Origin of the sequence: Nostoc sp., assembly GCF_036917355.1 — a bacterium.
Classification (GTDB): domain Bacteria; phylum Cyanobacteriota; class Cyanobacteriia; order Cyanobacteriales; family Nostocaceae; genus Nostoc.
This window is the reverse complement of record NZ_JBALDP010000005.1, coordinates 21,537-34,582: the sequence shown is the minus strand read 5'-3', so window position 1 is coordinate 34,582 and position 13,046 is coordinate 21,537. Positions and strand designations below refer to the sequence as shown.

Genomic DNA, 13,046 nt, shown 5'->3' with positions numbered 1-13,046 from the left:
TTACGCCATTTTCCTGATAAGGTAGTCTGCAATGCGTAGATTAACCTCTTGAAATACCTTCCGGTTGGCATCCAAAACCCGTTTTGCTTTCAAAAAGTCTAAAAAACTAGCGTGATAGATGCTATAGCAGATTTCTCCTTTGATATCCTGCTGCTTCAAATACTCAACCCACTCTTCTAAAACTAATTGCACATCATCTTCATCCTGTTTGGCAATATCTGCTATCATCTTCCAGGTAATTGGTGTGCCAATCTCCACTAAAATAAACAGGATAAATACTTTTACTTCTTGGGGCTTTGCATCCATCCCCATACGTCCCCAATGAACTTGATAATAATCCTGAAGACCATTGGGTAATTGCATTAACTTCAGGTTTTCATAGTCACCTTTAGCAATTCCTGGCAAGACATAGCGCAGGTACATGAAATTATTTTCACTCTTAGTTGCTACCTGCTCAACAAAATCCATATCATAAATATTGCGGTCTTTAATCCATTGTCTAAGTGCCTTATGATGGTCTTCATCGTAATTCAAAAAGAACCTAATATACTGTTTGATATCTTCCCGGCTCAAATTAACATAGTCATTTGCCCTTAAATCTAGCTCCTCCATCGGGACATCTGGTGCAGACAAGCGTTTTTTATCTATAGTATATGGTCGTCTAGTCAGCAGAAAATAGACACGTTCTGGTAGCGCCGTTGGTAAATCTAAAAGATTTCCCCCAGCTTCTTGCTCCACTTCATCCAAAGCATCAACTACAATTACCAGACGTTCACTAACAGGAATTTTCCTACTAACTTGTTCTAGTAAATCAGCTAAATTAGCATTATCGACATTCTGCAACTGGTAACGCTTACTTAATTGCTTGCGAATACTTTTAAGAAATAGCTCCGCTCGATTGCTATTAGTTTGGCGAATATTAAAATAGCATGGTGATTTCTTATCCCAGACGTATTTAGCAGCAATGGTACTCTTCCCCATCCCTGCATCACCCACTACTGTAAAATAACCACTGCGATTCTTATTGCAAAATTGCTTAAATGCGTCAAAAACAAACTGACGACCACAAAACAAGCGAATTTTTTCTCTAATTAACGACTTAAATTCTGTTGTATACTCATCTAAATTCCATTCAGGGAAAGGCTCAAACTCTTTCGATTTAGTTTTTTTGGCAACCTTAATAAATATTTCCCCAAACTCCTCCAATTCCAATCGCAGTTCAATTTTCATCAATCGGATATTAGATTCTAAATTCTTTCCCTGCAAAAACCTTTCTACTTCCTTGTAGAAACCCAAAGGATTATTTGAAGTATAAGCACTCCAAAAAGCATTTTTAATTTCTCTTTCTCGAAAAAGATTCAGCAGTACTTCGGGCTTATCCACACCATACTCAATTAAAGAATAAACATAAACACCATCAACATCTTTAGGCGGTTGTACTGGGTCAAAATTGAATTGTTTTAAGATTCTAACTACAGTTTCATTGCGTTGAGCTTGATTAATAACTAGAGAAGCGGCAGGTTTAGCAATACTTTTAAGTGCTTTAACTACAAGGTCAATATTCATTTTTGCTAGCAGTAGAGATAATTTTTACACCTGTAACATATCCTAACGACTGATGCCAAAATTAAGCAAATACACACATATAATAGCGATACCTTTAATAAGTTGCGCTAACGCACCCTCTCCAACTCTTCCTTTGCGCCCAGTTATTGAGCGAAGTCGAAATACTGCGCCTCTGCGGTTCGATTCTTACACTCATTGCCAAAGCACGTAGATGTAGCCCTTCGTAGACATTCCCTAGCTATTTCGAGTTTCAAAGCTCAACTTAACCTTCTGAGGCTCAACGTTGACCTTCCGAGGCTCGACTTTGACCTTCTGAGGCTCGACTTTGACCTTCCGAGGCTCGACGTTGACCTTCTGAGGCTCAACTTTGACCTTCCGAGGCTCGACGTTGACCTTCTGAGGCTCAACTTTGACCTTCTGAGGCTCAACTTTGACCTTCTGAGGCTCGATGTTGACCTTCTGAGGCTCAAATGCGGCAATATTAACCTTGCAGCCATATCAACAAGTCAAAACTCCATAAATGCTTGAACACTAAAGATAGCCATCTATGGTATAGAAATGTATAGAATCTTGTAAAGATATAAAATATAGTCGTTAAATGCACACATTTCTCGCTTCTTCCTCAATGCAGCTGTCTGTACCACCAAATCACTTTCAGCCTATGAAGATTGTCGCACTGGGGGACAGCTTAATTTATGGATTCGGCGACCCGGAAAAAGGAGGCTGGATTGAGCAACTACGGCGATGGTGGATGTTGCCGGATAGTGCCGGTCATATTCTTTATAATTTAGGGGTAAGAGGCGATCGCACGCAACAAGTAGCCCAAAGACTAGAAGTTGAATTTCGCCACCGGGGTGAACTGCGAAATCGTGTTCCTGATTTGATTATTTTATCCGTAGGCGTAAATGACTCAGCCCGGTTGGCGCGTCCCAATGGTCGAAGTTACACAGATTTTACATTGTTTGAAAAAGAAATTGCGTCTCTGCTAGATTTAGCACAGCAACTTTGTCCTGTGTTATTCGTGGGCATGGTGCCAGTGGATGAAGCCAAAATGCCATTTTTAGATTGTTTTTACTACAATCATGCCGACCAGTACCGCTACAAAGAAGCAACTCGAATTGCTTGCAGCAAACGGCAGATTCCCTATTTGGATATTTTTGAGCAATGGATGGAACGCGGTGAAACTTGGCGACTCAAACGCTTGAGTGAAGATGGACTCCATCCCAATACACTAGGTTATCAAGCTTTGTTAGAAGATGTAATCAATTGGGATGCCATACCTTCTCTACGAGACGCTACGCGAACAATGGACTTTGCCAATGCAGATTACCATTCTAAATTTGATTATCACCTAAAACCATCCTAATAATATAGATGTGTTGGTGCTTTAAAGCTAGCAGATATTCTCATATTTGCCATCCTCGCAAAAAGCACCACAATCTTTCTAATTTTTTAATGAAGTGAGTCAAAATCTATCTATAAAAACTCTAATTTCTCTATATTATTCATAACTCCTAACTCCTAACTCAGCACTCCTATGACACCAACTTTATTTGGTCGCTGGCAAACTCGATTATTATTACTGGCAACTGTCGGTGTACTCGTATCTTTGCCATTTGCAATGGGTTGGATTGGCCCTAGTGCTAACTCGGTTTATTTTTGGATACTTGCTTATGTCGCCATCTTTGGTTTAGGCTGGGATGTGCTTTATGACTATCTACAAAAATCCCGTTGGGACAGGGATTGGCCCGCAGCTTATCAACTCTTAGCTGGTATATGGGAATTGATATTTATATTTTGTGGAGTTAAGCTATTTGGCTTCTTGCCAATTCCTTTACCGAAGGAAGAACTTTCGCTAGGAGCTTTTTTATTGCACTATAGCATCGTGTGGCTAGCAGTTTTTATTAGTTCCCAAAGCCTGATGCGAATTATCTTCCCCCATTGGCGTTTCCGGGGCGGGGAGTGGTTGTAAAATCTCAAATTATCGAAACTACTTTAATTAAAAATTACATTAATTTTCAGGTCATTCAACCGTAGGGTAGGGACGTACATTTGTGCGTCCCTACAGCCGATTGTGCCTCAAATAGATGAAAAAGGTTATAAATCGCAAATTAACAAATCATAAAAAATCATATATGGCGGTTTTAGTTTGGATGCAATATGTTGTATTGACGTACAGTTGTGTGCGTTATTAAGAACAAAATGACTTTGGAAACCAAAGCAACGCATTGCTTGTTGTATCTCATCAAATTACAAACAGCTATCTTATATTTACAAAATTGGTATTTGTGCTGATGTAGTAGGTAGTTATATATGAGTAAAACAGGACAAACTTTAGAGTCTAGGGAGATTCTTCAATGCAGAGACGCAAATTAAGGAAGTGCAATGTCAAATTTTGATCTGGTTATTCAGCTATTTCTACAACTCACAGTTATTTTAACCACTTGTCGTATTGTCACGATTTTAGGACGCCGCTATCTTGGTCAAACCGATGTTGTTTGCGAAATGATCGCAGGTGTAATGCTAGGTCCATCACTTTTAGGATTGATTGCACCAGATTTTCAGCAATGGCTATTTCCTAAGCTTCCTATCATCACTGCTGTCGGACTTAAAATACCCAATCCATCGATGTCGATTTTATATGCTATCAGCCAGATTGGGTTGGTAATTTATATGTTTTTGATTGGTTTAGAGTTTAATACCAAACTCTTAAAACATCATATCAAAAGTGCAAGTTTGCTATCTGCGGCTGGGATTATCACTCCTTTTATTTTAGGAGCGATCGCATCTTTTTGGTTTTATCACAATGGCGATTTCTTTCAACCAAAAGTTATGCCTTGGTCAGCTGCTTTGTATCTGGGTGCATCGATGACAATTACAGCTTTTCCAATGTTAGCTCGTATTCTTTACGAACGCGGTCTTGCACAAACTCGCTTCGGTACTTTGGCTTTAGGTGCAGCATCAGTAGATGATGCAGTTGCTTGGTGTTTGTTGGCGATTGTGCTGGCTAGCGTGAAAAATTCTCTAAGCATTGCCATATTAGCAATTGGTGGTGGCATTTGCTATGTGCTATTTGCGATTTTTCTCGGACAACCTCTACTAAAAGCATTCACACGCATGACAAAACGCGAAGGTGTGAACAGACAAACCCTGACTTTAATGTTGATAATTTTGATGTTTTGTGCATGGTTTACCGATGTTACAGGCATCTATGCAATATTCGGGGCTTTTGTGTTGGGAGCAGTGACACCACGCGGAGAATTCGCCCAACAAATTCGCCAATATACGGAGTTTTTAACTACTTCTTTTTTGTTACCAATATTTTTTGTTTTCTCTGGACTGAACACTCAAATTGGATTGGTAAACACACCTACTTTGTGGGGAGTGACGCTGTTAATTATTGCGATCGCAATTCTCGGTAAAGGTGTTGCTTGTATGTTAGCTGCAAAATTAGCAGGGGAAAATTGGCGTGAATCTGCAACTATTGGTGCTTTAATGAATGCTCGTGGTTTGATGGAGTTAATCATCCTCAATATTGGTCTAGAACAAGGTATAATTACCCCAACTTTATTCACTATAATGGTTATTATGGCAGTCATTACTACCCTGATGGCATCACCACTGATTGCCTTTTTATTGCACGGTACAAGCTATGAAAAATCTTCTACTTAAGCAAATTTAAATATTAGATTAATTAAATATCTAGTACTTTATCAAGCTAGTTTTGAGGGTTTTTAGTAACCGCTTTAGTGCTGAGAAAATTAAGGGCTAAAGTCCTGACTACGAACTTGCTTACCCATAACGACTGCAACTAAATCGTAACAATAATTAATATAACAACGAAGCACAAATTACTCTTGGTTGTATCTAACAAGCTTGACATTTTGCAGTCTTTTAAAGAATTATCTTAGGGAAACCAGATAGTTAATTTTGAGGAAACCATGCACATAGTTATTCTCGTTCTGGTTGAGGTGCTGATTGTTATTGGGCTTTCACGGCTAGTAGGGCTAGCATTTCGTTCCATTAAGCAACCACTAGTAATTGGTGAGATTGTCGCCGGAATTATGCTTGGCCCATCTTTATTAGGTTTAGTTGCTCCCCATCTAGCAGTTAGCTTGTTTCCACCAGAAACTTTTCCTTTTCTGAATGTTTTGTCTCAGGTGGGACTAATATTTTTCATGTTTCTGATTGGGCTTGAACTAAATCCAAAATACCTCGGCGGGCAATTAGAAGTAGCAGTTTTAACTTCTCATGTCAGCATTTTGGTGCCGTTTTCTTTAGGAACATTGCTAGCGGTGATACTTTATCCCCTAGTTTCTAATGCAAGTGTATCATTCACCGCCTTTGCTTTATTTTTGGGGGCGGCAATGTCGATTACTGCCTTCCCAGTGTTAGCGCGAATCATTACTGAAAACAATTTACAAGGAACGCGTTTAGGAACGTTGGCCTTAACTTGTGCAGCAGTGGATGATGTCACAGCTTGGTGTCTATTAGCAGTAGCGATCGCAGTTGCGCGAACTGGTGACTTTGCTGGTGCTGTACCCACAATTATCGCCAGCATAGTTTACATCGGCTTGATGTTGACAGCTGGTCGTTGGTTCCTGCAACGCCTTGCCAAACATTACCTCCGTGCGGGACGACTCAGCCAATTACTGCTAGCTGGGATTTATATGGGCGTGGTTGCGTCGGCGCTAATCACCGAATTAATTGGGATTCACTTGATTTTTGGAGCATTTTTGCTGGGAGCAGCCATGCCCAAAAATGAAGATTTAGTCCGAGAGTTGGCAATCAAAACGGAAGATTTTGTCCTAATTTTCTTGCTGCCCATATTTTTTGCCTACAGTGGTTTAAAAACGCAGATTGGCTTGCTCAACCGTCCTGAATTGTGGCTTTTGTGTGCGTTGGTTTTAGCTGTGGCGATCGCAGGCAAATATGTTGGTACTTATGTAGCAGCTCGTGTCAGTGGCATTAGTAAACGGGAAGCCTCGGCACTCGGTTGGTTAATGAATACTCGCGGTTTAACCGAACTGATAGTGCTAAACATTGGTTTAGAGTTAGGAGTAATTTCCCCCTTAATATTTACCATGCTGGTAATTATGGCATTGGTAACTACCTTCATGACCTCGCCACTGCTGGAATGGACATATCCTAAAAAGCTGATCAGGTTAGATGTGGTGGAACCGGAGTTAGAAGCACAAACAGCTACCAGCGCTACTGATGCCGAAACTTACATTCGTCCTTACCGAATTTTGGTGCCAGTGGCGAATCCGAGTACCCAAAAAGGCTTGTTACAGTTGGCAGCAAATATCGCCATCAACTCCCAATATCCCGCTGTTGTAAACCCTCTGAGCTTGATTGAATTTGAAGAAGATTATGCCTTTGAAAGTACGCCAGTTGAAGCAGACCGATTAATTGCCCAGCGCCGCCAGCAACTAGAAGAATTGATTAATACGCTCGAACCAGTAGAAACACGCTCTCATGTACATCCGATCGTTCGCATATCTAGTAATGTTGCACGGGAAACTGCACAGATTGCCGCGCTCAAACAAGTTGATTTAATTCTTGTAGGATGGCATCGCCCAGCTTTTAGTAGCAATCGCTTAGGTGGAAGAGTTGGTCAAATGCTCACTACTGCGCCAGTTGATGTTGCAGTGTTTGTGGATAGGGGAAGCGAGCAATTAGAAAGCTTGTTGGTGCCTTATTCGGCAAATATTCATGATGATTTAGCGCTAATAATAGCTTTGAGACTGTTAATTAATCGTGAGACTTGTCTGTTACAAGTTTTGCAGGTTGTACCCGAAAATCAGCTTAAGGATGAATTGAGTTATGAGTTAAATACGATGATGGAGCAATTACCGACTAGTGTACGCGATCGCATCGAAATCAAAATTGTTCAAGCTCCAGATCCAATCCAAGCTGTAGTCGAAGCCTCAAAAAATGTAGACCTAACAATTGCTGGCACTAGCCGCACTTGGGGTATCGAGCGTCAAACCTTGGGAAGATATACAGATCAACTAGCCATTCAATGTTCCTCTTCCCTGCTGATCGCTCGCCGTTACAGTCAAGTCACCGCTCATCTGGCTTCTATGCTTCCTGATGTTAGTAGTCAAGAGCCAACATTGAGGAACTGAGAACATGAATCATTTCAACTTCAAATCTTTAAGTTTTTACGGAGTTGCAATAATTTCAGTGCTACTGTTGTTTAAAACTGTCACTGTTTACGGAGAAAACAAACTTAAGGCTCCTCCGCCAGTTAACGGTCGCTATCGTCTAACCCTAGCGGAGAATTTGCCTAACTGTGAAAAATCGGATACTCTGACGTTAAACATTGAGCAGTCAGGTATTTACTTAAATGCCTCTGTATTACCGGCAAACGCTAACGCCGACACTGACGAAAAGCACTCTCTGGCAGGCATCTTCAGAAATCAACAATTAAATTTATCTGGAAAAGTTGGTAAATCAATCCTTTGTAATATTCCTCGCCCCCAAAACGATCCTCTGAACTCAGTCACAATTCAAATGCAACTTGTGGATAAAGGTAATATGACAGGTCAATTAACCGTAAATGGTATTCCACAAACTCTGAAATTTACTGCTGTGCCTCAAAAAGCTAATTGACTTGGGGGATTGGTAGAGACGCGATTCATCGCGTCTACGGGATTGGAAGCGCGAAATAAACAGCAATGTAAGTGCATTGTATGGGTTTTATGGAGCAAATAAAAAGAATGGATCAGATATTAAAAACTAAGCAATCTTACCAATGGGGTAAGCAGTTATTTAGCATCAGTATATTAAGTTTTTATGCAGCGATCGCCCTTGAAACTTTCACTACTGCTGCTACACCAGGGGCAAAGCTAAATAATTGGCGTTTTTCTCCCAAGACACAGCAACTCGAAATCAATCTCTCAGCAGGCACAACCCCCCGTTATTTCTACTTAGCACAACCCTCTCGTTTGGTTGTAGATTTACCGAATACTAAGTTAGGCAAAGTTACCACGCAACAAAATTATTCAGGAGCAATCAAAAGCATTCGTATTTCTCAGCTAAACGCAAATGATACACGTATTGTCTTAGATTTAGCAGCAGGGACTGTTTTTAATCCCAAAAAGGTACAACTGCAACCTGTTTCCCGAAAAAACTCCACTCGCTGGGTATTCCGTCCGGTTATTTCTAGTAAAACTACTGCCGTAAAATCAGGAAATTCCCCTCCTTCAGCTAAGAAACAACCTCAAACACTCCAAAAGCCGCCTAGTAAACAACCCGTAACCGCTACTAATCAACAATCCCCCTTACTTACAGTTCCGCCCCCATCCAATGAACTGCCCTCAACAATTACTACTAACTCAGGGCAGCCTTTTGTCACCGTACCTGCTTTAAATCCAAATACATCCTCTCAACAACCTGCTTTGAGTCTTCCCCCTCCTTCTTTCCCGAATCGACCCAGTAATTTAAATAACATTCCTTCTTTAGGGGTGTCGGAATTTCCTGTTCCAACAATCCCCAACGATCCCGAACCCCAGGTAATCGAGTTTGGTCAACCTTTACCCAAAACTAAATAAAAATTGGGAATTGGGCATGGAGAAGAGGCAAAGATGCGGAGGGGAAAGACTTACTGCCACTTCTCCCCTACTCAATACTTGTCGGGTTTTGGGGGAAAGGGACTCATGTTAAAGGGGAAAAATCTTATATATCAAGCCTTCCAATCCTTTTACCTTTACCCTTTACCCATTACCCTTTTCCCTACAATGCCAAGAAGTCTAATGAATTACCTTTTTCCAACTAACTCCTTCACCTTGTTGATGATGCCGACTGGATCGATACCTTGATATGGGTACTGTTCCCACAAACCGCCGCAACCTTCTTTATAAGTTCCAAGATGGGCATATTTGGGAGTCAACCCTCGCTCTAGCAGCCAGGAACCGAAACGGCTGCCTAAGCCTGTACGACGGTTGAAGGCTTCTACTACAAGGACAAAAGGAGCATTACCAACTTTGGTAATCATTTCTTCATCAATGGTGTTTAAAGTTGTTTTGTTAATCAAACCAACGTCTAGTCCTTCTTGTTTGAGACGCTCGACAGCATCCAAGGAACGGTAGAGAGCATCGCCAAAACTGATAATGTAGCCTTGCGTCCCTTCTCGTATAACTTCATCTTTACCGGGAACAAATTTGTAGCCACTTCCAAAGAAGTCATTGCCGTTGCTGTCCTGAATATTGGGCACTTTGGAACGGGTAGAGAAAATAAACCGCAGTCCAGGCTCAAAAAACACAGCTTCTACACAAGCTGTCATTTGATTATTATCTGCCGGGAAGTACAACTGTGTTGGGTAGCCATCATCCAAGCCATTGTCGGCAAACATATTATTTATACCAAAGTGGCAGCTGTTATCTGCCATGTCATCTATACCCGCATGGGAAAAATGACATAGAACATTGGAATAGTTCAGCCTTGCCATCGTGATTTCTGAGATACACATTTCTAAGAAGGCGCTGAAGGTCGCAAAAATACCTTGCTTGCCCTCGTCCATCCCGAATCCAGCCGCAGCAGAGAAGTTGCTCCGTTCCATGATGCCGGAGGAAATAAATATTTCTGGGTATGTTTCATGAATTTTCTTCAAACCGCAGGAGCCTTCTAAGTCGCTATCAATGACCTTGACTTTTTCTTTACGCTCCGCCTCACTCATGCGACTGAGGACACCCACCACGGCTTCACCAAACACACTGCGGTTAGCGCCCCATTTGTCACCAGAACCCAAAAATGTATATGTTTGTTTGGGTTTCTCAATACTTTTAAGGTATTCGACAGCCGCAGTTTGTCCGCGAGATTCTAGATACTTAAGTGCTAAATCTACAGAAATTACATCATGGCCATGAATGGAACCTTCTAAACCTTCAATACCAGGACACATCGGGCGTTTATTAATCAGAGCGATCGCTCCGGGAGTATTTACAGCTTCGCAAATACGATGGTATAAATCGTCTAAGTCTTCTCCGTCTCCCTGAAGTACTTTCAAACCGTGGCCTTCTAAAGTTTTGGCGACACTAAAACCAGGTAAATACTTAGAAGGATGTCCAGCGATCGTTACATCGTTGTCATCAATAATCAGTTTGACATTGAGATGTTGAGCAACAGCCAAGCGAGCAGCTTCAGCATCGTTACCTTCTTGCTGCGAACCATCAGAACCGAGACAGAAAACAGCCTTGCCTGGATTCGCCATTGCCACACCATTGATGTAAGGCCAAATATGACCCAGGCGGCCAGAACTAAATTTCACACCAGGAGTTAGTTTTAGTTCTGGGTGTCCCGGTAAATTGGAATGTGCTTGCCGATAACGTAAAAGTTGCTCGGCAGGTAAGTCACCATGCAATGTTGCCATCAGATATTGAGTGGCAACTCGATGTCCTGCTTCATCAAAGAAAATCGGTACAAATTGCTCCGATGCTCCCCGGAAAAAGGCATCAAGAATCATTACCTCTGGCACTGTATCGTATGGGCCGCCAGTATGACCGCCGACTCCGCTAGCAGCGCCAGTCGCTGTAAAAAAGACGATCGCATCCCGGCAAAGTTGAATATTCGCTTTGAGAGTCTCTCGCTGTTCATCTGTGAGGCTCGAATTTGCTGGATTGAGCGCTAAAGGTTTGTAAGCACCGAGATCGATTGGAAATTGGGTGTTCATAATAGTCATGGTTTCTTGATTGAATAAAAAACAATTTGAACAGACGGGAAGCGCGATCCCACTACAAAAAAAATTGTTAAAACCCCCATTGGGCAACAATTATCCAAGCTCAAGCTAACCACTCGGAACCTTTGTGGAACCGTGTGATTTCATCAAATGCCAAAATCAATAAATTCAATTGTGCATGAATATGCTTGAATTCAATTGAAGTTACGGATTCCCGTACAAAGATTTGCATATCAATAAGTATAAACTCACAAACGTGCAATTTCAAGTTCAAAAACGCAATTTCAGGAAAATTAATTATGCTAACTGCTGAACGACGACAATTCATCTTAGAAATTCTACGTCGTGATAAAAAGGTACTTTCGACAGAACTTAGTGCTGTTCTGAAGGTTTCTGAGGATACGATTCGCCGGGACTTGCGAGAACTGGCAGAAACCGGACTATTGCAACGCGTTCATGGGGGAGCGCTCCTCAAATCTCCAGCTACCGCCAGTTATGCCGATCGCCAAAAGCAAGCGCCAAAAGAAAAGGAAGCGATCGCTCGCACAGCAGCAAAATTAGTTTGTACGGGACAAGTGGTGATTTTAGATGGAGGCACAACAACTCTCCAAGTAACCCGTCATTTGCCCCTAGATTTGCACGCAACAGTGATCACAAATAGTCCGCCAATAGCTGTTGCTTTAGCAGAACATCCCCATATAGAAGTTGTGATGTTAGGTGGACAACTCTACAAAAAAGCTTTGGTGAACGTGGGTACTGTCACAATTGAGACATTACGGATGATTCGTGCAGATTTGTGCATGTTGGGAGTTTGCAGTTTACATCCAGAAGTTGGGATTAGCGTACCAAACTTAGACGAAGCCCACGTCAAACGAGCCATGATTGCCGGATCGGCTGAGGTAGTAGGATTAGTCACAGCAGAAAAATTAGACACCGCTGCTCCTTATCTCGTGGAGTCTATTCATGCCCTAACTTACCTAGTAACTGCACCAACAGTTTCTAATAATATGCTGAGTGCCTATAAAGCTTTAGGTTTAACAATTATACGTGATGAGTACGAGTAATCTGATTTTGAAGATGCGATCGCTGGGAATGAAGAAGGGAATAGGGTACAGATTATTCCCTGTAACCTGTCACCTATTACCTGTCACCTATCACCTCTTCCCTAACCCCAATGCCCAAATCTAAAATCTATCCGTTTCTTGAGGTGTCCCAACTGCTCCCGGTTGAGCGGTAAAGAAGTTTTGAGCAGCTTCATTCTGATATATACATCTAATATCAGGTTTGTCACTGTCCAAGTTACCTGTGAAACCAAAGGTGTTCAGGCGATTTTTGCAATCTCTAACCTGATCGGATGTCACTAACTTACGTTGCTCTAAAAGCGCCCAGTTATTTTGTCGGATTACACATCCAGGACGCATACTAGGCTGGGCAACATACACATTAAAGGGGTTGAGAGTAACGAACAGTCTAGCGTCCATCACCATCGCGCTGGCTCCGTACTGCACACAAATTTCCGGGTTTGGAGCTTTGGTGTCAATAAATTCACGGGAAGCTACATTTGATGGAGCCAATGTGGTTGTAGAACTAAAAGCAATGCCAATCCCAATTCCCAAAATCAACACCCCTCCCATAATTGCGATGGTGGTGAAGTTAAATAGAGGGGATTGGAAAATAGAGGGTTTAGAAGTAGTAGCCGATCTACCAGTAGATTTACGTCTCATTGTTGCTTAATCACCTTCACGCCGATTTGGGAGGGAGTAGTCTAAAGTTTTTTCTCCCTCTTTCAGTATGCCTA

Annotated in this window: 11 protein-coding genes; 8 read left to right on the top strand and 3 right to left on the bottom strand. The window is 41.7% G+C overall.

Annotated elements, in window-relative coordinates; translation table 11 throughout:
- Positions 1-1,566, bottom strand: a complete 1,566-nt coding sequence (locus V7K53_RS01075) for an NACHT domain protein (RefSeq protein ID WP_335195849.1) — start codon at positions 1,564-1,566, stop codon at positions 1-3.
- 195 nt (positions 1,567-1,761) lie between these two features.
- On the opposite strand from V7K53_RS01075, the gene V7K53_RS01070 reads away from it, so the two are divergent.
- The 7 genes from V7K53_RS01070 to V7K53_RS01040 all read left to right on the top strand — a co-directional run bounded on the left by V7K53_RS01070 (position 1,762) and on the right by V7K53_RS01040 (position 9,125).
- Positions 1,762-2,094: a hypothetical protein gene (locus V7K53_RS01070; protein ID WP_335195848.1), complete on the top strand. Its 333-nt coding sequence runs from the start codon at positions 1,762-1,764 to the stop codon at positions 2,092-2,094.
- Positions 2,095-2,164: 70 nt separating this feature from the next.
- Entirely contained in the window at positions 2,165-2,932 is a 768-nt protein-coding gene (locus V7K53_RS01065; protein WP_335195847.1) for a GDSL-type esterase/lipase family protein, read from the top strand.
- A gap of 171 nt (positions 2,933-3,103) precedes the next feature.
- A complete protein-coding gene (locus V7K53_RS01060; RefSeq protein WP_335195846.1) occupies positions 3,104-3,538 on the top strand; it encodes a hypothetical protein in 435 nt (144 codons plus the stop codon).
- Between the two features lie 413 nt (positions 3,539-3,951).
- Complete coding sequence (locus tag V7K53_RS01055; protein ID WP_335190828.1) at positions 3,952-5,238, top strand: cation:proton antiporter; 1,287 nt, start codon at positions 3,952-3,954, stop codon at positions 5,236-5,238.
- 269 nt (positions 5,239-5,507) lie between these two features.
- A complete protein-coding gene (locus V7K53_RS01050; RefSeq protein ID WP_335195845.1) occupies positions 5,508-7,697 on the top strand; it encodes a cation:proton antiporter in 2,190 nt (729 codons plus the stop codon).
- A gap of 4 nt (positions 7,698-7,701) precedes the next feature.
- Positions 7,702-8,184 carry a hypothetical protein gene (locus V7K53_RS01045; RefSeq protein WP_335195844.1) on the top strand — a complete coding sequence of 161 codons (483 nt, stop codon included), beginning with the start codon at positions 7,702-7,704 and terminating at the stop codon, positions 8,182-8,184.
- 107 nt (positions 8,185-8,291) lie between these two features.
- The gene (locus V7K53_RS01040; RefSeq protein WP_335195843.1) at positions 8,292-9,125 is read left to right on the top strand and encodes an AMIN domain-containing protein; all 834 of its coding nucleotides are present in this window, start codon (positions 8,292-8,294) and stop codon (positions 9,123-9,125) included.
- 206 nt (positions 9,126-9,331) lie between these two features.
- Here V7K53_RS01040 and V7K53_RS01035 read toward each other — a convergent pair whose 3' ends face one another.
- Positions 9,332-11,251, bottom strand: a complete 1,920-nt coding sequence (locus V7K53_RS01035) for a transketolase C-terminal domain-containing protein (protein ID WP_335195842.1) — start codon at positions 11,249-11,251, stop codon at positions 9,332-9,334.
- Between the two features lie 296 nt (positions 11,252-11,547).
- On the opposite strand from V7K53_RS01035, the gene V7K53_RS01030 reads away from it, so the two are divergent.
- Positions 11,548-12,312: a DeoR/GlpR family DNA-binding transcription regulator gene (locus V7K53_RS01030; protein ID WP_104906232.1), complete on the top strand. Its 765-nt coding sequence runs from the start codon at positions 11,548-11,550 to the stop codon at positions 12,310-12,312.
- A 120-nt stretch (positions 12,313-12,432) separates the two neighbouring features.
- On the opposite strand, the gene V7K53_RS01025 is transcribed toward V7K53_RS01030, so the two are convergent.
- Positions 12,433-12,972 (bottom strand): DUF3172 domain-containing protein, encoded by a 540-nt coding sequence (locus V7K53_RS01025; RefSeq protein ID WP_292780086.1) that lies wholly within the window; start codon positions 12,970-12,972, stop codon positions 12,433-12,435.
- Positions 12,973-13,046: the final 74 nt, after the last annotated feature.

Bases quoted from the DNA above. Each gene is read 5' to 3' on its own strand.
- V7K53_RS01075 (WP_335195849.1), bottom strand. From the start codon at position 1,566: ATGAATATTGACCTTGTAGTTAAAGCACTTAAAAGTATTGCTAAACCT.
- V7K53_RS01065 (WP_335195847.1), top strand. From the start codon at position 2,165: ATGCACACATTTCTCGCTTCTTCCTCAATGCAGCTGTCTGTACCACCA.
- V7K53_RS01060 (WP_335195846.1), top strand. From the start codon at position 3,104: ATGACACCAACTTTATTTGGTCGCTGGCAAACTCGATTATTATTACTG.
- V7K53_RS01055 (WP_335190828.1), top strand. From the start codon at position 3,952: ATGTCAAATTTTGATCTGGTTATTCAGCTATTTCTACAACTCACAGTT.
- V7K53_RS01050 (WP_335195845.1), top strand. From the start codon at position 5,508: ATGCACATAGTTATTCTCGTTCTGGTTGAGGTGCTGATTGTTATTGGG.
- V7K53_RS01045 (WP_335195844.1), top strand. From the start codon at position 7,702: ATGAATCATTTCAACTTCAAATCTTTAAGTTTTTACGGAGTTGCAATA.
- V7K53_RS01040 (WP_335195843.1), top strand. From the start codon at position 8,292: ATGGATCAGATATTAAAAACTAAGCAATCTTACCAATGGGGTAAGCAG.
- V7K53_RS01035 (WP_335195842.1), bottom strand. From the start codon at position 11,251: ATGACTATTATGAACACCCAATTTCCAATCGATCTCGGTGCTTACAAA.
- V7K53_RS01030 (WP_104906232.1), top strand. From the start codon at position 11,548: ATGCTAACTGCTGAACGACGACAATTCATCTTAGAAATTCTACGTCGT.
- V7K53_RS01025 (WP_292780086.1), bottom strand. From the start codon at position 12,972: ATGAGACGTAAATCTACTGGTAGATCGGCTACTACTTCTAAACCCTCT.